General features: G+C 67.7%; 18 protein-coding genes. 12 read left to right on the forward strand and 6 right to left on the reverse strand.

From position 1 onward, the window contains the following. The first annotated feature begins 9 nt into the window (after positions 1-9). The 4 genes from dnaE to ACZ9GM_RS03720 are packed head-to-tail and all read left to right on the forward strand — an operon-like array spanning position 10 to position 4,856. Positions 10-3,576 (forward strand): DNA polymerase III subunit alpha, encoded by a 3,567-nt coding sequence (dnaE, locus tag ACZ9GM_RS03705; protein ID WP_291475099.1) that lies wholly within the window; start codon positions 10-12, stop codon positions 3,574-3,576. 15 nt (positions 3,577-3,591) lie between these two features. Beyond that, on the forward strand, positions 3,592-4,254 hold the full coding sequence (locus ACZ9GM_RS03710; RefSeq protein ID WP_476037292.1) for an IMPACT family protein: 663 nt from the start codon (positions 3,592-3,594) through the stop codon (positions 4,252-4,254). A gap of 9 nt (positions 4,255-4,263) precedes the next feature. Next, positions 4,264-4,497 carry a hypothetical protein gene (locus ACZ9GM_RS03715; RefSeq protein WP_291475096.1) on the forward strand — a complete coding sequence of 78 codons (234 nt, stop codon included), beginning with the start codon at positions 4,264-4,266 and terminating at the stop codon, positions 4,495-4,497. Next, positions 4,494-4,856, forward strand: a complete 363-nt coding sequence (locus ACZ9GM_RS03720; RefSeq protein ID WP_291475094.1) for an RNA-binding S4 domain-containing protein — start codon at positions 4,494-4,496, stop codon at positions 4,854-4,856. The genes ACZ9GM_RS03715 and ACZ9GM_RS03720 overlap by 4 nt, the downstream gene beginning before the upstream one ends. Positions 4,857-4,863: 7 nt before the next feature. On the opposite strand, the gene ACZ9GM_RS03725 is transcribed toward ACZ9GM_RS03720, so the two are convergent. The 5 genes from ACZ9GM_RS03725 to ACZ9GM_RS03745 form a co-directional block, all read right to left on the reverse strand. Beyond that, entirely contained in the window at positions 4,864-6,255 is a 1,392-nt protein-coding gene (locus tag ACZ9GM_RS03725; protein ID WP_476037293.1) for an HNH endonuclease signature motif containing protein, read from the reverse strand. 126 nt (positions 6,256-6,381) lie between these two features. Next, on the reverse strand, positions 6,382-7,389 hold the full coding sequence (locus tag ACZ9GM_RS03730; RefSeq protein ID WP_291475092.1) for a GTP pyrophosphokinase: 1,008 nt from the start codon (positions 7,387-7,389) through the stop codon (positions 6,382-6,384). 5 nt (positions 7,390-7,394) lie between these two features. Then, positions 7,395-7,931: a hypothetical protein gene (locus tag ACZ9GM_RS03735; RefSeq protein ID WP_291475091.1), complete on the reverse strand. Its 537-nt coding sequence runs from the start codon at positions 7,929-7,931 to the stop codon at positions 7,395-7,397. 14 nt (positions 7,932-7,945) lie between these two features. After that, positions 7,946-8,800: a BRCT domain-containing protein gene (locus ACZ9GM_RS03740; RefSeq protein ID WP_291475089.1), complete on the reverse strand. Its 855-nt coding sequence runs from the start codon at positions 8,798-8,800 to the stop codon at positions 7,946-7,948. Positions 8,801-8,828: 28 nt separating this feature from the next. Beyond that, positions 8,829-9,404, reverse strand: coding sequence for a TetR/AcrR family transcriptional regulator (locus ACZ9GM_RS03745; RefSeq protein ID WP_291475087.1), 576 nt, complete (start codon positions 9,402-9,404; stop codon positions 8,829-8,831). Between the two features lie 127 nt (positions 9,405-9,531). Between ACZ9GM_RS03745 and ACZ9GM_RS03750 the strand changes: the two genes are divergently transcribed. Continuing rightward, positions 9,532-10,191, forward strand: a complete 660-nt coding sequence (locus tag ACZ9GM_RS03750; RefSeq protein WP_476037294.1) for a hypothetical protein — start codon at positions 9,532-9,534, stop codon at positions 10,189-10,191. An 8-nt stretch (positions 10,192-10,199) separates the two neighbouring features. After that, complete coding sequence (locus ACZ9GM_RS03755; protein WP_291475082.1) at positions 10,200-10,712, forward strand: hypothetical protein; 513 nt, start codon at positions 10,200-10,202, stop codon at positions 10,710-10,712. On the opposite strand, the gene ACZ9GM_RS03760 is transcribed toward ACZ9GM_RS03755, so the two are convergent. After that, on the reverse strand, positions 10,709-12,406 hold the full coding sequence (locus tag ACZ9GM_RS03760; protein ID WP_476037295.1) for a hypothetical protein: 1,698 nt from the start codon (positions 12,404-12,406) through the stop codon (positions 10,709-10,711). The two genes, ACZ9GM_RS03755 and ACZ9GM_RS03760, sit on opposite strands and share 4 nt — an antisense overlap. A 94-nt stretch (positions 12,407-12,500) precedes the next feature. Between ACZ9GM_RS03760 and hisD the strand changes: the two genes are divergently transcribed. The 6 genes from hisD to priA all read left to right on the forward strand — a co-directional run bounded on the left by hisD (position 12,501) and on the right by priA (position 18,354). Next, a complete protein-coding gene (hisD, locus tag ACZ9GM_RS03765; protein ID WP_476037296.1) occupies positions 12,501-13,817 on the forward strand; it encodes a histidinol dehydrogenase in 1,317 nt (438 codons plus the stop codon). 5 nt (positions 13,818-13,822) lie between these two features. After that, positions 13,823-14,935 (forward strand): histidinol-phosphate transaminase, encoded by a 1,113-nt coding sequence (locus ACZ9GM_RS03770; protein WP_476037297.1) that lies wholly within the window; start codon positions 13,823-13,825, stop codon positions 14,933-14,935. Further along, positions 14,932-15,546: an imidazoleglycerol-phosphate dehydratase HisB gene (hisB, locus tag ACZ9GM_RS03775; RefSeq protein WP_291475075.1), complete on the forward strand. Its 615-nt coding sequence runs from the start codon at positions 14,932-14,934 to the stop codon at positions 15,544-15,546. The genes ACZ9GM_RS03770 and hisB overlap by 4 nt, the downstream gene beginning before the upstream one ends. Further along, on the forward strand, positions 15,543-16,823 hold the full coding sequence (locus ACZ9GM_RS03780) for an MFS transporter (RefSeq protein WP_291475074.1): 1,281 nt from the start codon (positions 15,543-15,545) through the stop codon (positions 16,821-16,823). The genes hisB and ACZ9GM_RS03780 overlap by 4 nt, the downstream gene beginning before the upstream one ends. Before the next feature lie 27 nt (positions 16,824-16,850). After that, the gene (hisH, locus tag ACZ9GM_RS03785; protein ID WP_291475072.1) at positions 16,851-17,501 is read left to right on the forward strand and encodes an imidazole glycerol phosphate synthase subunit HisH; all 651 of its coding nucleotides are present in this window, start codon (positions 16,851-16,853) and stop codon (positions 17,499-17,501) included. 91 nt (positions 17,502-17,592) lie between these two features. After that, positions 17,593-18,354, forward strand: a complete 762-nt coding sequence (priA, locus tag ACZ9GM_RS03790) for a bifunctional 1-(5-phosphoribosyl)-5-((5-phosphoribosylamino)methylideneamino)imidazole-4-carboxamide isomerase/phosphoribosylanthranilate isomerase PriA (protein ID WP_291475071.1) — start codon at positions 17,593-17,595, stop codon at positions 18,352-18,354. The last annotated feature ends 1 nt before the right edge of the window (position 18,355 follow it).

Here is an 18,355-nt window from a genome sequence, read left to right on the forward strand (position 1 = left end):
CTGTCCGCCATGAAGAAGTCCTCCTTCGTCCACCTGCACAACCACACCGAGTACTCCATGCTCGACGGCATGGCGAAGGTGGACCTTCTCGCCCAGGAGGTCTCCCGGCAGGGCATGCCCGCGGTCGGCATGACCGACCACGGCAACATGTTCGGCTCGGACGCCTTCTACCACGCGATGACCGCTGCGGACGTCAAGCCGATCATCGGTATCGAGACCTATATGGCCCCGGACTCGCGCCTGCTCAAGGACCGTATCCGCTGGGGTCAGCCCGAGCAGAGGCGTGACGATGTCGCCGGTGGTGGCTACTACCTCCACCAGACGATGATGGCGGAGAACGCGACCGGTCTGCACAATCTCTTCCGGCTGTCCTCCCTGGCGTCCTACGAGGGTCAGGTCTCGAAGTACCCGCGTATGGACGCCGAGATCGTCGCTGAGCATGCCGAGGGCATCATCGCCACCACCGGATGTCCCTCCGGCGACGTGCAGACCCGGCTGCGCCTCGGCCAGTTCGACAAGGCACTGGAGGCCGCCGCGATGTGGCAGGACATCTACGGCAAGGACAACTACTTCCTCGAACTCATGGACCACGGGCTCGACATCGAGAAGCGCGTCCGCGACGACCTCCTGGAGATCGGAAAGCGTCTCGAACTGCCGCCGCTGGTGACCAACGACTGCCACTACGTGCTGCAGAAGCAGGCCAAACCGCACGAGGTCATGCTCTGCGTCCAGACCGGTGCGACCCTGGAGGAACCGACCCTCGACGAGGGCGGCAAACGCTTCGCCTTCTCCGGTGACGGCTACTACATCAAGCCGGCCGAGATGCTGCGCGAGTACTGGGACCCGATCGTCCCCGACGGCTGCGACAACACCCTGTGGATCGCCGAGCGTGTCCAGGACTACGGCGAGATCTGGGAAGAGCACACCCACGACCGCATGCCGGACTACGACGTCCCCGAGGGCCACACCCCGACCTCCTGGCTCACCAGTGAGGTCCACGACGGCCTCATCGAGCGCTTCAACGGTGGCGAGGTCCCGCAGGAGTACCTCGACCGTGCGAAGTACGAGATCGACGTCATCGACATGAAGGGCTACCCGTCCTACTTCCTCGTCGTCGCCGACCTCATCAAGCACGCGCGCTCCATCGGTATCTCCGTCGGTCCGGGCCGTGGTTCCGCCGCCGGTGCGCTCGTGGCCTACGCCCTGACGATCACCAACATCGACCCCATCGAGCACGGGCTGATGTTCGAGCGCTTCCTCAACCCGGAGCGTCCGTCCGCACCGGATATCGATATCGACTTCGCCGATGACCGGCGCGCCGAGATGATCCGTTACGCCGCCGACAACTGGGGTGAGGACAAGGTCGCGCAGGTCATCACCTTCGGTACGGTGAAAACCAAACAAGCCATCAAGGACGCCTCCCGCGCCCACCACGGACAGCCCGGCTTCCAGATCGCCGACCGCATCACCAAGGCCCTGCCCCCGGCGCAGGCGGCCAAGGACATCCCGCTGTCCGGCATCATGGATCCGGAGCACCCCCGCTACGGCGAGGCCGCGGAGATCCGCACCCTCATCGAGACCGACCCGGTGGTCAAGGAGATCTACGATGACGCCCTCGGCCTGGAGGGCGTGGTGCGCCAGGCCGGCGTCCACGCCTGCGCGGTGATCATGGCGTCCGTCCCGCTCATGGACCACATCCCGATGTGGAAGCGTCCCGCCGACGGCGCGTACATCACCGGTTGGCCCTACCCGGCGTGTGAGGCCATCGGCCTGCTGAAGATGGACTTCCTGGGTCTGCGCAACCTCACCGTCATCGCCGACTGTATCAAGAACATCAAGCGAAACCGCGGCGAGGACTTCGATCTGGAGAACCTCGAGACCGACGACCCGGCGTCCTACGAACTGCTGGCCCGCGGCGATACGCTCGGCATTTTCCAGCTGGACTCCGGCGGTATGCAGGAACTGCTCAAGCGCATGAAGCCCACCGGCTTCAACGATATCGTCGCGTCCCTGGCACTCTACCGCCCGGGACCGATGGGTGTGGGCGCGCACTGGGACTACGCCGACCGCAAGAACGGCCGCAAACCGATCGAGCCGATCCACCCGGAGCTCGCGGAATCCATCAAGGACATCCTGGAGGAGACCTACGGTCTCATCGTGTACCAGGAGCAGATCATGAGGATCTCGCAGAAGGTTGCGAACTACACTGCCGGTGAGGCCGACGGGTTCCGTAAGGCCATGGGTAAGAAGAAGCCCGAGGTGCTGGCCAAGGAGTTCGACAAGTTCTCCGCCGGCATGAAGTCCAACGGCTACTCCGACGAGGCGATCAAGGCACTGTGGGACACGGTCCTGCCGTTCGCGGGCTACGCGTTCAACAAGTCCCACGCCGCCGGCTACGGTCTGGTGAGCTTCTGGACCGCCTACCTCAAGGAGCACTACACCGCCGAGTACATGGCCGCCCTGCTGACCTCGGTGGCGGACAAGAAGGACAAGTCCGCGATCTACCTCGCCGACTGCCGTCACCTCGGTGTGAAGGTGCTGAGTCCGGACGTCAACGAGTCCGCGTACACCTTCCAGTCCGTCGGCGAGGACATCCGTTTCGGCCTCGGTGCTGTGCGTAACGTCGGTGAGGATGTCGTCGAGTCGATCGTCACGGCCCGTGAGGAGAAGGGGAAGTTCACCGACTTCTCCGACTACCTGGACAAGATCGACGCCACCGCCTGCAACAAGCGCGTCACCGATTCGCTGATCAAGGCCGGTGCCTTCGACTCCCTCGGTCATCCGCGCAAGGGTCTCAACCTCATCCACGAGGACGCCGTCGACGCCGTCACCTCCACCAAGAAGGCCGCTGCGAAGGGCCAGTTCGACCTTTTCGCCGGTCTGAGTGAGGAGGAGACCGGGGACGCCTTCAAGGTCGAGGTGCCCGATCAGGAGTGGGACCGCAAGCACGCGCTCACCCTGGAGAAGGAGATGCTGGGGCTCTACGTCTCCGGTCACCCCCTCGACGGTTTCGAGGCCTCGCTCGACGCGCAGATCGATACCCCGTTGACCACCGTCCTCTCCGGCGAACTGCCGGACCGTAAGACGGTGAAGGTCGGCGGCATCATCTCGTCCGTGGACCGTCGCGTCGACAAGAAGGGCAACCCCTGGGCCATCGTCACCATCGAGGACCAGCACTCCGCCCAGGCGGAACTGCTCGTCTTCTCCCGGGTGTACAGCATGGTCGCCCCGATGATCGCCGAGGACAACATCATCCTCGCCCAGGCGGAGGTCAGTATCCGCGATGACCGGATGAGCCTGTTCTGCAATGATCTGCGCCAGGCGGAGCTGACCGTCGGTGCGGGTTCGGGCGTGCCGCTGCGACTGCGGATGCGCATCGACCAGTGTACCCCGGAGAACATCTCCCGGCTCAAGGACGTGCTGCACAACAACCGCGGTGACTCGGACGTCTACCTCACGCTCGCCGACGGTGAGGACGAGCTGCAGTACATGCTGCCTGCAGAGCTCCGCGTCGACCGCACGTCCTCGCTGATGGGTGATCTCAAGGCCTCCACCTGGGCCGGGGTGCTGGGCTAGATGGGGGAGAGGTAGATGGAGGACGCCGCCTACCGGCGTCCTGTCGACGGGGCGACCTGGGACGCCACCCTGGAGATCAGGCGTTCCCGTTTTCTCGCCCTGGCCGCCCGCGTCACCACCGAGGAGGACGCCCGGGCGTTCATCGCGACCGCCCGCTCCGATCATCCGGACGCCAGGCACCACTGCTCGGCCTTCATCCTCCATGTCGACGGCGCGAACCCGGTCGAGCGGTCCAGTGACGACGGTGAGCCCTCCGGTACCGCCGGTCAGCCGATGCTGGAGGTGCTGCGCGGCTCTGACCTGCAGGATGTGGCAGTGGTGGTGGTCCGTTGGTTCGGCGGGGTGAAGCTCGGTACCGGCGGGCTGGTCCGCGCCTACGGGGACGTCACCCGCGAGGTCCTGGACGGGATCACCGTCGTCCGCCGGGAACAGCGGGCACTGTGGGCCCTCTCAGTGTCCCACGCCGACGCCGGACGACTCGAGGCTGACCTGCGCAACCGTGGCATGGACGTCGAGGCGTTCTACGGCGCGGAGGTGACACTCACCCTCACCCTGGACCCGGACGAGGACCCCACCGGAACGGTCGCGGGGCTCACCGGAGGGGCGGTGACGGTGCGGCGTGCCGGAGAAGAGTGGTGCGACGTGCCGGTGGACACCCGGGAGACCCGCACCCGGTAATCTTGTCCCATGAGCCCTGAGAAGTCAGTAGACAAGTACTCCGGCAGTTCCGTCGACCAGCGCAAGCAGGATGTGCGCAAGCACTCCCGGGCCCTGCAGATTGCCGGCGGTGTGGTGGTCGCCGGTGTGGTCATCGGGTTCTTCGAGAGTTTCTTCTTCATCGTCGCCCTGGTTGCACTCGTCGTTGCCGGGGTGAACGCCTGGAAGATCAAGGAGATCGTCAACCACAAGGACCAGTGGTGACCACCAGGATCGATGCCTGGGTCTGGTCCGTCCGCCTGTTCAAGACCCGCTCTGCTGCTGCAGAGGCATGCCGTGCGGGGCATGTGAAGCTCAATGACGCCACGGTGAAGCCCGCCCAGACCGTGGTTGCGGGGGACACGGTGCGGGCGTGGGTGAACCACCGCGAGCACATCTACGAGGTCACGAAGCTCGTGAGTAAGCGGGTCGGGGCACCGGTCGCCCGGACCTGCTACATCGACCATTCTCCGCCACCGCCGTCGAAGGAGCTGCTGGCGTCGATCCCGCAGCGGGACCGGGGTGCGGGGCGTCCGACGAAGAAGGAGCGGCGGGAGACCGACCGGTTGCGCGGACGCGGCTGACAACGGGTCAGAAGGGGATCTCCTCTCCTGCGGCTGGGTGATTGTCGGTGCCCTGATCCGCGATGGTGCGGGCGATGGTGGTGGCGATGCGCCAGGACCACCGTGCGGCCTCATGTTCTTCCCTGGCTTTCACCTTCCTCGCGAGCGCCTGGTCGAAGGTGAGCACCGCTTTCGCCATCGGCCCGGTCGGGACGGTGGTGACGGTGTGCCCGTCATCGATACTGGTGACGCTGGTCGCGCCGTCGGGGTGGCGGGTGTAGTCGAGCAGTCCACGGGTCTTCTCGTTGTGGCACTGCCGGCACAGGCCCTGGAGCAGCTCGGAGTCGGTCCGGGGATCATCGTCGTAGCGGTGGACATGGTCGGCGTCGGCGACGGAGGCAGGGTTCTCACACCCCGGTGAGCGGCAGGTGCCGTCAACGCCGGCGAGCAGTGCCTTCTGGTTGTCCGTGGCGAACCGGCCGTCATGTGCGGAATGGGAGGGAACGGCGAGGTGGGTGACGCGGCGGGCCCACCGGTCCGAGGCGAACTGGTCGAGCCACTGGTTCTCCAGGTGCATCTCACCGGAGTCGATGTTGCGGTAGCAGTTCAGGGTGACCTTGACGTCGCTGATTCCCCCGTGGACCAGTTCGTTGAAGGCGCTGGCACGGGAACAGTCGTGGGCCGCGGCGACTGCGTCGATGATGCGGGTGATGCCGGTGGCCTCGGAGGCAGGAAGAGTGATGTGGAAACAGGTCTGTTCCGGATTTCGCGTGTCCACGGTGAAATCCGTCTGCAGTTCGGGTGGCGGCACATCCTGGGCGTCCGGGTCTACGGGTAGTGCGGTGGGCTGGTGGATCCCGACGATCCGGGTGGCGGCACGGCGCAGGATGACCGGCCCCGGTACAGCCTGTCGGGGACGGGTCGGGGTGAGAAGTTCGGCGATGTCGGCGTCCACCCGCTCCAGGTGGGCACTGTCGACTGCGCAGGTGACGTCGGAGAGGATGCGCAGCAGGTCGAGGGAGAAGACACCGCAGGATACGGCGGCGGAGGTCTGCGGCATCCGGGCAAGCATGGTGCCGATCTCACAGTAGGCACGTGCACGGCCGACGGTCACACCGAGTGCCCGGGCGATGCGGCCGGTGGTGCGCCGGATCTCGTCGGCCCCGTCGGGGGTGCAGCCGGCGGCGATGGTGATGTCCAACAGGTTTGCGGCGGCCTTCGCGGCGGACAGGAGATCGGGGCTGGACTGCGTCGACCAACTGGCCGGCTCTGCCGGGTCGAGACGGTGGTCAGGGGTGGGCCGCTCGATGCTCAGTGAGCCGTCGGGATCACTGAGGCACCGGGTGGTGAGGTTGAGGATTGCGTCATCCCCGACCGCGACATCGGTGATCAGTTTCTCGCACAGAGCATTGAATGCCATGGCGAGTATGGTCTGACGGTGGGTGACGAAGTTGTATTCATGGTGTTCTCCGTGGTGAGAAGGGTGGTGACACCTATGGTACATCACATGAGACAACAACTCACATGTTCGATTATGAAGAACAGGCTACTTACGGTCGGAACCGGTGAGTCGCTGCCAGCGGTTGCCGAGTCGGCCCGGTCGCGAGTCCGGGTTGTCGCCGATGTGGACGGTACGGCGGATGTGGTCGCGGCCGTAGACCATCAGCAGCAGGTCGTCGATGAGGCGGACCTGCCCGGGGGCATAGCCGTAGTCCATGGCGTCCATCAGCCGGGAGACATTCTCGGAGTCGCACAGGGTGGCCAGCTCTCCGATGGTGGTGATGCCGTGGGCGGCCAGCATGTCCACAGCGAAGGCGTAGTAGTCCGCCTTCGAGGTGGGGAAGGTGGTGCCCAGGATCATGGTGAGGACGCCGGGCAGGGTGGTGACGGAGAGCTCGGCGTCCTCCGCGGCATCCACCTCGCTGGAGACGATGTGCTGGATCTCGTCGAACTGGCCGTCCGCGAGTTCGATGAGCCCGGCTGCCAGGGTGAACGCACGGTGGACCTCCACAGGAAGGTCCTCGTCGGGGTTCTTGTAGCGGATGTCATGCTCGAACTCGGCCCAGGCGTGCTGCAGCACGGTGCGCAGCTGGACCTCGACCAGGCGTCCTGCCAGATCTGTGCCGGCGCCCGGACCAGTGGCGCTGGTCAGTTCGGGAAGTCGCTCGGGATCGACCCGGGCGATGATGTGGCGGGAGGCATAGCCGAACGTGCCCTCGGCTTTCGCCTTCTCCGCCTTGTCCACGACATCCTCGACGGCGAAGAGGTTGCGCATCACCCCGACGAGCAGGGGGATCTCCGAGGTGGTGAACACGGTGATACGGATCCCGATGACGTCGTGGGCGGACTCGAAGTCGCGGTAGTCGGGGAAGTCTGGGTTGCGCAGCTTGGTGAGGAAGCTCCGGCGGTCCTTGATCCGCACCGAGACCTGATCATAGGAGATACCGGCGTCGTTGAGCTCTTCAGAGAGGACGCGGCGGATGTCGTCGGTGACCGTGGGATGCTCGGCCAGCCAGACGTCGTAGTGGTGGAGTGCGGAATCATGCGAACTCATGTCACTTACAGTAGGGCACTCTCACTCAGCGTCAGGGCAGGGCCGCATGTGTCGTCGTCGAGCTGCCCCGGAAGCGTGGCGCCGTTGTCGAGGACAAGGAGGCGTCCGGAACCGGTCACCGCGACCTGCGGCGTCTCGGCCAGGACGCGCAGCGTAGGGCGGATGAGCAGGGGATGGGCGATGAGCCCGGCGGCGGGGAAGGGATCGTCGATGACGCCGATCTCCCGGACGCCGTCGGCGAGGCGACGCTGACGCAGCGCGGTGCCGTGGGTGGCGGTCAGGCGGCCGAGGGTGGCGAGCATGGTGAGTGCGGCATCGGCCCAGAGACCGCCGACGGTGGTGTCCCTGCTGACGAGGTCATCGGTGGTCAGCTCGCGGGTGCCCTCGGGACCCGACTGCCGGATTCCGGTGACCAGGCCGGCGCCGAGCGGGATGAGCAGTGGAGTGCCGGTGGCGAAGATGTCGGCCGGGTGATGGTCGTGGGCGGCGTCCGGCAACGGGAGGAGGTGGAGCGTGGTGTCTGTGGAGTTTCTCGGATCCATAGACAGTTAGACTCCTAGAACGGCGCGTCGGTTCCCTTCACCTCGGAAATATCCGGACGCGCGGTTCTGCCGATCTTCTCCAGGAACTCGGCGAAGGTCCACAGCTGGATGTCCTGGCCCTTCTCCTGCAGCTCCCGGGCCCGCTTCTCCTTGGAGGTCACCGAGTCCCAGGTGCCGAGGATGAGCACGGTGGTCTTCTTCGTGACGTTCTTGCCGACGGTGCCGCCGGCCGCGGCGATCATGTCCCACACCTCGCCCTTCCCGTAGGGCTCGAAGTCACCGGTGACGGTGACGTTCTGCCCGAAGACGGGGCCGTCGGCATCCGCGGTCAGATCCGGCTCGGGCAGGGTGTCCGGGGTGGCGACGCGGTTCCAGGATCCCCCGCCCCCCTTGCCGCCCTTGCCGCCCTTGCCGCCCTTGCCGCCCTTTCCGCCCTTCGGTTTGTCGGAGGGCGCCGGTTCCGCGGCCGGCACCTCAGGAAGTTCGAACAGGGACAGGGGAGATTCAGCGGAGGAGGCGTCCCCGTCGTCCGTTCCAGGCCCGTCGACCGGATACCCACCCTGCAGTGCGGTCAGCGCGGCGTTCGCAGCGACGAAGGCGTCCTGCTGGCCGGGGGCGAACGCGACGACGGTGGTCGCACCGTGGGTCGCAGGGTAGCCACGCAGTGGGCGCCCGGAACCGCCCGCCAGCGAGAACTGGATCCAGCCGGGGGAGGTGGCGGTGGGGGCGTGGTGGTACCAGCCGCGCAGGTCGGCCGGGGAGACGTCCAGGGTGGGTGGCAGGAGCGTCTGCCCCATCGGGGTGCGCTCGACGTGGACGCCGGAGCTGTCGACGCTGATCGTGGCGCCGTGGGCGGTGACCGTGGTCATGAATGTACCTCTGTCTCTGCGTCGTGGATCAGTGGGCACCGGCGGACGCTGCCACGCCGTCGAGGATCAGCTCCACCCCGGCGAGGATACGGACCATGGCCTCGGTGTCCGGAGTGGGGACATCGTCGGTGGCGTGCGCGGTCTGCAGCTCCGTGGCGGCACCGAGCAGGTAGCGCACCAGAACCCACGCGGCCAGGCCGGGATCGCTCCCGGGGGCGCCGGATAGTGCGGCGGTCACCGGCTCGACCGGGTTGTGCTCCAGAGTGCCGGTGGCCAGGGCGGCGGAGACGATCTCCGCGCCGTCACGGATCGACAGCAGTCGGTCGAGCAGGGCGGCGGTGGTGTCCAGGGTGCGGGCACGCCAGGTGTCGATCTCGGCATCCTGCGCGGTGTCGGTGACCTCGGTCGGAATGCCGTCGGGAGCGGCGAGGATCTGGTCGGCGACGGCGCCGAGCAGGGCCTGCTTGGACGGGAAGTGCCAGTACAGGGCCCCCGGTGCAACCTCGAGGTTGCGGGCGAGACGACGCATGCTGAGGTCGCCGAGCCCGTACTCGTGGAGGATGTCGAAAGAGGCGGTGAGGATGGTTTCCCGGTTGAGTTGCACGGTCCTCGAGTCTAGCCGGGTTAACGGATCGGGGTGCCGGTCGATGTAACCTCTGACTGAACGGGTCACTGAACCAGTCACTGAACCAGTCACTGAATGAGTCACAGACTGAAGGGATTTCACCGATATGGCTTACGGACGCCGGGGGCGTGCAGCACGCAGGATGCAGGGTGGACGCCCTGCCGCAGTGGCGGGGGTCGTCCTCGCCGGGGCGCTGGTGCTGACCGCCTGTGGTTCCGATGACGGGGATGACGAGGAGACCACCACGTCGGTGTCCACCTCGGCGACCACAGCTGCGCCGGAGTCCGCTGACCCGTCGGCTGACCCGGAGGTGTCGGACAATCCCGGAGACTCTGAGGCAGGCGCCGAGGGCGAGGGTGCACCGGACCCGGAGGCTCCCGCTGACCCGGCGGCTGAGGGCGAAGGCGGGGCCCCGGCGTCCGGAGACGACCAGACCCAGATCTCCGACATAGCGCGCGGCATGTCAGGCGACAAGCTGATGTCCGACAACTACCAGTACATGCTGGACAACTACTGCTCCGCCTTCATCGACCAGCAGGGGGGACGCGAGGCCATCCAGACGACCATCGACGGGCTGCGTGGTGACAACGACCAGCTCCTCAGCGAAACCGACAGCGTCGTCGATGTGACGGATGTCCGTGATGTCCGGGTCGACGGTGATACGGCAACGGCATTCATCGTCGGCACCGTCGGCGGGCAGGACGCCTCCAGCACGCAGAACTACCTGCGTGAGGACGGTGCGTGGAAGATCTGCCCGGTCGCATGACGCGGCCCGTGATCAACAGACAGTGGGGCGAATGGGGACGCGTCGTCGCCGTCGCCCTGGTCGTCTTCGCCGTCGCCGGAGCGGCGTGGGGGCTCTTCCAGCCGGTGACCACCGGTGAAGTGACCGACGATCTCACGGCCGTCTCGGCCCTGTCCGGGGAGGACGCCGCGGTGTCGACGTTCGGAGTCTACGTCATCATCACCGCGGTGCTGGGCGTGGCCCTGGCAGGATGGATGTTCGCCCGCGCCCGCCGGCTGCGCGGGCCGTGGGGCCTGGCTGCCGCCGGCGTCCTCGCGTTCCTGGGTTCGGCGGTCTTCCTGGTGTTCGGCAACTTCGTCACCGGTCATTTCCGGGCGACGGACCTGTCCGGTGACCTTACCGCCGGTCAGCAGGTGACCCTGGTCGCTGACGTGGGAATGGGGTCGGGGCTGCTCGTCGCCCCGGCCTGCGCACTGGTCGTGTACTGGGCGTGTGCCCTGTTCTCCTCGGACGCGGCGTTCGAGCGGGACCGGACCGACTAACCCTGCCGCAGATTGCGCAGGGCGTGGTACCCCTCCCACGCGGCGTTTTCGCCGGTGTCGAAGGAGACATCGGTACCGGGCTCGTCCGGCTCCCCACCCGGCACGCTGAGCAGTTCAGCGTGTGCCAGGTCCAGAGCCCGGTCACATGCCGTGCCGTCCCCCTGGTCCAGGTACAGCTCCGCGGCACTGACCCAGTTCAGCGCCGCACCGGAGTGGTCCCGGGCGTCCCGGAAGTACCGGGCCGCACGCTCGGCGTAGGCGACCGCGAGATCCGGCCGGTCCGCCATCTCCCAGACCGCCGACATGTCCTCGTTCCAGTCCGCGAGATGCCAGGTGAGCATGTCGTCGTCGGTGTCTGCAGCCGGATCCTCCAGCACCCGCAGGGCGCGCTCCATCAGCTCCACGGCACGTGAGGTCTCACCCGAGGAGCACCGCTCTCTGGCAGCTGTGCGCAACACCTGCGCCGCCGGGATCCGCTCACCGCGGTCCAGGTGCAGGGTCGCGGCGCGCTCCAGCAGGGAGACCACCGTCTCCCCGGTCGACGACCCGAGCGTCCCGGCCTCACCGGCCTCCTCTGCCGCCATCGTGGCGATGGACAGGCACGCCAGGGTGCGCTCCGAGTCCGGGGTCAGCGCGGACCAGTCCGCCGTGGACGCCGCCAGCGCGAAGGCCTCGTACGGCAGATCCGCACCGAGTGCAGCCCGGGCACGGACCGCCCGGAGGTTCAGCAGTGCAGGGCTCACCGGTGCACCGTCGAGGGCGTTGCCGTAGCGGCTGGCGAGGTCGTAGGCGGCGTCGTAGTCACCGTCGGCGTTGAGCAGCTGGCAGACCTGCTCCGCGCGGTGCATGCCCTCCAGTGGGGCGCCGAGCGTCAGGGCGAGTTCGGCACAGGCCCGCCAGTGGGTGAGGACTCCGTCGGTGTCCATGTCCTCCGGCGTCTCGCCGACGGTCAGGGACAGGTAGCCCAGCACGTCATGGGCCTCGTAGACCTGGGTCGGGGAGACCGCCGGGTCCAGGGTAGCCAGATGGTCGGTGACCAGGGTCATGGCTTCCGTTGTCCGCCCGTCGGCATGGAGCTGCTGTGCCTCGGTGAGCACCCGGTCGCCCGGCTGCACCGTCGGGGAGGTGAAGCGGGCGCACAGGGCACGGAACTGGCCGCGCTTCGCCGCGTTCTCCGTGGAGGTCGCACAGGTCAGCCCGGCCATCGCGGCGAGGGACAGACACACCCGGACATGCCGGGGAGAGTCCTCGGTCAGGCCCGCACCGATATCGGTCAGTCGGGCGGCCAGCTCCGTGAGCAGGGCGGGGGTCGGGGCGAGTCCACAGGTCAGCACCGCGTCATCGCACTCGACGACCATCGCCACCAGGCACAGGGAGGACAGGGCCAGGACCGCTGAGGGGGTGTCCCCGGCGTCCTCGGCGAGGGTGCGCCAGGCACGGACCTCGGCGACGGTGTCGTCGTGCAGTTCCATCCGGTCGGCCGCGGCCGCGCGCAGCACGTGGAACTCGGTGCGTTCGGTCGTCGGGAGATCACCGGGCAGGTCAGCGGGGTCGGCGAGCCAGAACCGGGTACCGAACTCACTGGTCAGCCGCCAGCTCGTCGCGTGGTCGCCGGCCCGTGCCGCCGCCACGGACGCCTGCAGGAGTGCCACCAGCTCCCCGGTCTGTTCCCGGCTCTGTCCCTCGTCCGCCATCCTGCTCAAGACCCTCCGTCCCGTCGACTGTGTGCACTACGTCTAGAATCTGCAGACGATACCCGACCATCACCTGAGGAGACGATCCCAGCTCATGCTTTCGCGTCTGGATCTGAGGGGAAAGACCCCCTCGACCGCCGAACTCCGCCGCATCCTGCCCCGCGGAGGAGTCGACATCGACCATGTGCTCCCGGCCGTGACCCCCGTGGTCGAGGCCGTCCGTGACCGCGGTGCCGCCGCGGCCCTGGAGTACGGCGAGAGCTTCGATCATGTGCGTCCCTCCGACGTCCGCGTTCCGGCGGAGGTCATCGCCGAGGCGACCGAGAACCTCGACCCGAAGATCACCGATGCGCTGACCGAGGCCATCTCCCGGGTGCGCGCCTTCCACGCGTCCCAGGTGCCTGCCGACGCCACTCTCGAGATCGCTCCCGGCGGCCTCGTCGGCGAGCGCTGGATACCGGTCAACCGGGTCGGCCTGTACGTGCCCGGCGGCAAGGCGGTCTACCCGTCCTCGGTGATCATGAACGTCGTCCCGGCCCAGGAGGCCGGCGTCGGTTCGCTGGTCGTCTGTTCCCCGCCGCAGGCCGACTGCGGCGGCTGGCCGCACCCGACCGTGCTGGCCGCGTGCTCGCTGCTCGGTGTCGAGGAGATCTGGGCCGTCGGCGGTGGCCAGGCCATCGCCCTGATGGCCTACGGCGATGATGACGAGGACCTGGAGCCGGTCGACCTCATCACCGGCCCGGGCAATATCTTCGTCACCGCCGCCAAGCGGCTGTGCCGCTCCGTGGTGGGCATCGACGCCGAGGCCGGCCCGACCGAGATCGCCGTGCTCGCCGACGGGACCGCCGACCCGGTCGCCGTCGCCTACGACCTCATCAGCCAGGCCGAGCACGACCCGATGGCCGCCTCCGTGCTCATCACCGACTCGGTCGAGCTCGCCGACGCCGTCGACCGCGAGGTCGCTGAGCGCTACCAGGTCACCCTCAACCACGACCGCGTCAACGAGGCACTCACCGGCATGCAGTCCGGCATCATCCTCACCGACAGTCCCGACGAGTCGGTGCGGGTGGCGGACGCCTACGCCGCCGAACACCTGGAGGTCCAGACCGAGGACGCCGAGGGCGTCGCCGCCCGGATCACCAACGCCGGTGCGATCTTCATCGGTCCGTACTCCCCGGTCCCGCTGGGTGACTACGCCGCCGGGTCGAACCACGTCCTGCCGACCTCCGGCACCGCCCGGCACTCCTCGGGCCTGTCGACCCATACCTTCCTCAAGCACGTCGACGTCATCAACTACGACCGCACCGCACTCAAGGAGGTCGCGGACACGGTCGTCACCCTGGCCGACGCCGAGCGTCTGCCCGCCCACGGAGAGGCCGTCAAGGCCCGCTTCGAGAACCCGGAAATCTGAGAGTCATGACTGATCTGAATGATCTCCCGCTGCGCGCTGAACTGCGCGGCAAGTCCGCCTACGGTGCCCCGCAGCTCACCGTCACCAACCAGCTCAACACCAACGAGAATCCCTACGCGCCCTCTGCGGGACTCGTCGAGGATCTCGTCACCGAAGTGCGCCGCCTGGCCACCACGCTGAACCGCTACCCCGAGCGGGACGCCGTCGAACTGCGCGACGGACTCGCCGCCTATGTCTCGCGCCAGACCCACGTCGAGGTCACCCGCGACCAGGTCTGGGCCGCCAACGGCTCCAACGAGGTCCTCCAGCAGCTGCTGCAGGCCTTCGGCGGACCGGGACGCAGCGTCATGGGCTTCACCCCGAGCTACTCGATGCACCCGATCCTCGCTTCCGGCACTCAGACGGAGTTCATCGACGTGCCGCGCACCGGCGAGAACTTCGACATCGACATCGACAAGGCACTGACACGGATCGCGGAAAAGAAGCCGGACATCGTCTTCGTCACGACCCCGAACAACCCCACCGGCGGGATCACCCCGGTGGCCGACCTGCGCCGCATCATTGAGGCGGAGCGGGCGGCCGGCGGCATCGTCATCGTCGACGAGGCCTACGCCGAGTTCTCCGACGAGGCCAGCGCCACCACGCTACTCGCCGACTACCCGACGACTCTCGTCGTCTCCCGCACCATGTCCAAGGCCTTCGACTTCGCGGGAGGGCGCCTCGGGTACTTCGTCGCCGCCCCGGCCTTCATCGAGGCCGTCATGCTGGTACGCCTGCCGTACCACCTGTCGACCCTGTCCCAGGCCGCGGCGACTGTCGCACTGCGTCACGCCGACGAGACCCTCGCCACCGTGGCTAAGCTGCGGGAAGAGAGGATCCGCGTCGTCGCTGCCCTGTCCGACCTGGGCTACAAGGTCGTGCCGAGCGAGTCGAACTTCGTCTTCTTCGCCGTCCCAGACAACGCCGACGCCCACGAACTGTGGACAAGGTTCCTCGACCTCGACGTCCTCATCCGCGATGTCGGCGTCGCCGGCCACCTGCGCATGACCGTGGGACTGCCGCAGGAGAATGACGCCTTCCTCGCCGCCGCCGACAAGATCATCGGAGAATACAAGTGACCACACCACGCACCGACCGTATCGCCCGCATCGAGCGTGCCACGAAGGAATCCTCCATCACCGTCGAGATCAACCTCGACGGCACCGGGAAGACCGACATCGACACGAAGCTGCCCTTCTTCGACCACATGCTCACCGCCTTCGCTGCGCACGGCAGCTTCGACCTCGTCGTCCACGCCGACGGCGACATCGAGGTGGACGCCCACCACACCGTCGAGGACACCGCCATCGTCCTCGGTCAGGCCTTCGCCCGGGCTCTCGGCGACAAGAAGGGCATCCGTCGCTTCGCTGACTCCTACATCCCCATGGACGAGACGCTGGCCCAGGCCGTCGTCGACGTCTCGGGGCGACCCTACTACGTCGGCACCGGTGAGCCGGAGACCATGCTGACCACGGTCATCGGCGGCCACTACGCTACCGTGATCAACCAGCACTTCTTCGAGACCCTGGCCTTCAACGCCCGGATCGCCCTGCATGTGCGCTGCCTCTACGGCCGCGACCCGCACCACATCACCGAGGCGGAGTTCAAGGCGGTGGCCCGTGCGCTGCGTGCCGCCACCGAGTCCGATCCGCGGGTGACGGGGGTGCCGTCCACCAAGGGTACTCTGTGATTGACGTTCTCCAGGTCAAGGGCCTGCCCCTGACCCTGCTCAGTGTCTTCTGTGCCTTCCTCGGGTGGTCGCTGCTGCTGCCGGTCATCCCGGTGGCGATGCTCGACGACGGGTACGGTGACGCGCTCGCCGGCCTGTCCACCGGTGTCTTCATGGCGGCCACCGTCATCACCCAGTTCTTCGTCCCGCGCCTGCTGCGCTCGGTCGGCTACGTGCCGGTGATGATCGCCGCAGCAGTGCTGCTCGGCGTGCCCTCCGCGTTCTACCTCATCGACGGTGGGGCCTGGTTCGTCCTGCTGGTCTCCGCAGTGCGCGGCATCGGCTTCGGCGCGGTCACCGTGGCCCAGTCCGCCCTGCTCGCAGAACTCGTGCCGGCCCGGCAGCTCGGCCGGGCGAACGCCTTCTTCGGTGCGGCGATCGGTGTCGGCGAGATTCTCGGATTCAGTATCGGGCTCAGTCTGTACACCCACGCCGGCGACAGTGTCTTCCTCGTCGCCGTGGTCTGTGGTGTGGTCGGCGCGCTCGGTGCCCTCGGCGTCCCGCCGCTGCGCGCTGAACCGAAAGCTCCGAAGGAACCGGAGCAGGTGCAGCAGGCCGTCAACCACGCCCCACTGTGGAAGCTCGCCCTGGTGCCGGTCGTGGGGCTGTGCGCCGGTGCGATGGGCTTCGGTGCCCTGTCCTCGTTCACCGCTCCCGCGGTCGACGGCATCGATCCGACGGCCGCTGCGACCGTGGCGGGGTTCGCACTGGCGGTCACCGGTGCCGCCCAGATCCTCGGCCGCGTCATCTCCGGCTGGTGGGCCGACCGGACCAGGGAGCCCGGTCGGCTCGTCGTCTGGGCGTCCCTGTGCGCTGTCGGAGGAATGCTCGCCATGGCGTCCGTCATCTACTCCGCCCCCTCCGGGGCGGCCCTGGTGGCAGGGGCGCTCGGTTCCGCGGCCCTGTTCGGCCTCGGCTTCGGTGGTGTCCAGTCCGAGACCCTGCTGATGATGTTCGCCCGGATGCCGAAGGAGCGGCTCTCCGAGGCGTCCGCCACCTGGAACATGTCCTTCGACTCGGGGACCGGCGCCGGGTCCGCCGTACTCGGCGTCGTGGCGTCCTCCGGCGGCTACGGCGGGGTGTTCCTCGCCGGAGCGGGGCTGGTCGGCGTCGGTTCGGCAACGCTGGCGGGGGACCGGTGGCTGGGGCGCCACCGGGTCGTCGAGCACGGGAACATCCGTACCCGGCTGCGGCGCCTCACCTCAGACTCCACAACAGGACGCCGCCCGAGTGCCTGACGGGTCTGCGCGCTAGAATCTGCGGTCATGGCAACTCCTCGCGTCGCACTGCTCGACTACGGTTCCGGCAACCTCCGATCCGCCCAGCGTGCGCTGGAGCATGTGGGGGCGGAGGTGACCGTCACCGCCGACCCGGACACGGTACTGAACGCGGACGGGCTGCTGGTCCCCGGCGTCGGAAACTTCGGTGCCTGCATGACCGGTCTGCGTGCCGTCCACGGCGACCGGATGATCGACATCCGACTGTCGGGAGGACGCCCCGTCTTCGGTATCTGTGTCGGCATGCAGATCCTCTTCGACTACGGCGTGGAAGGATCCGACGGTGACGGCCCCGGCACCGAAGGCTGTGGCCAGTGGCCCGGGTCGGTGACGAAGCTCGAGTCCTCCGTACTGCCGCACATGGGGTGGAACACCCTCGAGGCGGCGGACGGTACCGAACTGTTCGCCGGGGCTGACCCGGCCGAGCGGTACTACTTCGTGCACTCCTACGCCGCCCGTGCCTGGGAAATGGTCACCGACGGTCACACCGAGGCGCCGAAGGTCACCTGGGCGCAGCACGAGGACTGCCGGTTCGTTGCCGCGGTGGAGAACGGTCCGCTGTGGGCGACCCAGTTCCACCCGGAGAAGTCCGGTGATGCCGGGGCGCAACTGCTGCGCAACTGGCTCGCCACCCTGTGACGCCACCACTGGCACCACGACAAACCACACTGTGAGATAATTGATCTCACGATACGGCTGAGGCCGTCCACCTGCGCGATAGGATGTTCACATGACTCTCACCCTGCTCCCCGCCGTCGACGTCCGTGACGGTCAGGCCGTCCGCCTTGTCCAGGGAGCCTCCGGTTCCGAGACCAGTTACGGTTCCCCGCTGGACGCCGCACTGGCCTGGCAGAACGCCGGAGCAGAGTGGGTCCATCTCGTCGACCTGGACGCCGCCTTCGGGACCGGCTCCAACTTCGAGCAGCTCAACGAGGTCATCAGTCAGCTCGACGTCAACGTCGAACTCTCCGGCGGTATCCGTGACGACGAGTCCCTGGTCCGTGCCCTGTCCACCGGTTGCCGCCGGGTGAACATCGGCACCGCCGCGCTGGAGGACCCGGACTGGTGCGAGCGCATCATCGGCGAGTACGGCGACCGCGTGGCCATCGGCCTCGACACCCGCCAGATCGACGGCGAGTGGCGGCTGCGCGGCCGTGGCTGGGTTTCCGACGGCGGCGACCTGTGGGAGGTTCTCGAGCGCCTCGACGCCCAGGGCTGCTCCCGCTTCGTGGTCACCGACGTCTCCCGCGACGGCATGCTCTCCGGCCCGAACATCGACCTGCTGCGTGAAGTCGCCGCCGCGACCTCCGCCCCGGTCGTCGCCTCCGGCGGTATCTCCAGTCTTGACGACATCGCAGCCCTGGCCGACGCCGTTTCCGACGGGGTGGATTCCGCCATCGTCGGCAAGGCTCTCTACGCCGGCAAGTTCACCCTCGAACAGGCTCTCGCGGTGGCCCGCGGTGAAGCCGTCCCCACAGACGCACAGGAGTGAC

This window comes from Corynebacterium sp. UD i78 (assembly GCF_056280545.1).

What these genes read in the sequence shown, in the direction of transcription:
- hisD (WP_476037296.1), top strand. Translation starts at nt 12,501, where the DNA reads ATGCTTTCGCGTCTGGATCTGAGGGGAAAGACCCCCTCGACCGCCGAA.
- dnaE (WP_291475099.1), top strand. Translation starts at nt 10, where the DNA reads ATGAAGAAGTCCTCCTTCGTCCACCTGCACAACCACACCGAGTACTCC.
- ACZ9GM_RS03730 (WP_291475092.1), bottom strand. Translation starts at nt 7,389, where the DNA reads ATGAGTTCGCATGATTCCGCACTCCACCACTACGACGTCTGGCTGGCC.
- ACZ9GM_RS03760 (WP_476037295.1), bottom strand. Translation starts at nt 12,406, where the DNA reads ATGGCGGACGAGGGACAGAGCCGGGAACAGACCGGGGAGCTGGTGGCA.
- ACZ9GM_RS03740 (WP_291475089.1), bottom strand. Translation starts at nt 8,800, where the DNA reads ATGACCACGGTCACCGCCCACGGCGCCACGATCAGCGTCGACAGCTCC.
- ACZ9GM_RS03735 (WP_291475091.1), bottom strand. Translation starts at nt 7,931, where the DNA reads ATGGATCCGAGAAACTCCACAGACACCACGCTCCACCTCCTCCCGTTG.
- ACZ9GM_RS03770 (WP_476037297.1), top strand. Translation starts at nt 13,823, where the DNA reads ATGACTGATCTGAATGATCTCCCGCTGCGCGCTGAACTGCGCGGCAAG.
- ACZ9GM_RS03750 (WP_476037294.1), top strand. Translation starts at nt 9,532, where the DNA reads ATGGCTTACGGACGCCGGGGGCGTGCAGCACGCAGGATGCAGGGTGGA.
- ACZ9GM_RS03710 (WP_476037292.1), top strand. Translation starts at nt 3,592, where the DNA reads ATGGAGGACGCCGCCTACCGGCGTCCTGTCGACGGGGCGACCTGGGAC.
- priA (WP_291475071.1), top strand. Translation starts at nt 17,593, where the DNA reads ATGACTCTCACCCTGCTCCCCGCCGTCGACGTCCGTGACGGTCAGGCC.
- hisH (WP_291475072.1), top strand. Translation starts at nt 16,851, where the DNA reads ATGGCAACTCCTCGCGTCGCACTGCTCGACTACGGTTCCGGCAACCTC.
- ACZ9GM_RS03715 (WP_291475096.1), top strand. Translation starts at nt 4,264, where the DNA reads ATGAGCCCTGAGAAGTCAGTAGACAAGTACTCCGGCAGTTCCGTCGAC.
- ACZ9GM_RS03725 (WP_476037293.1), bottom strand. Translation starts at nt 6,255, where the DNA reads ATGGCATTCAATGCTCTGTGCGAGAAACTGATCACCGATGTCGCGGTC.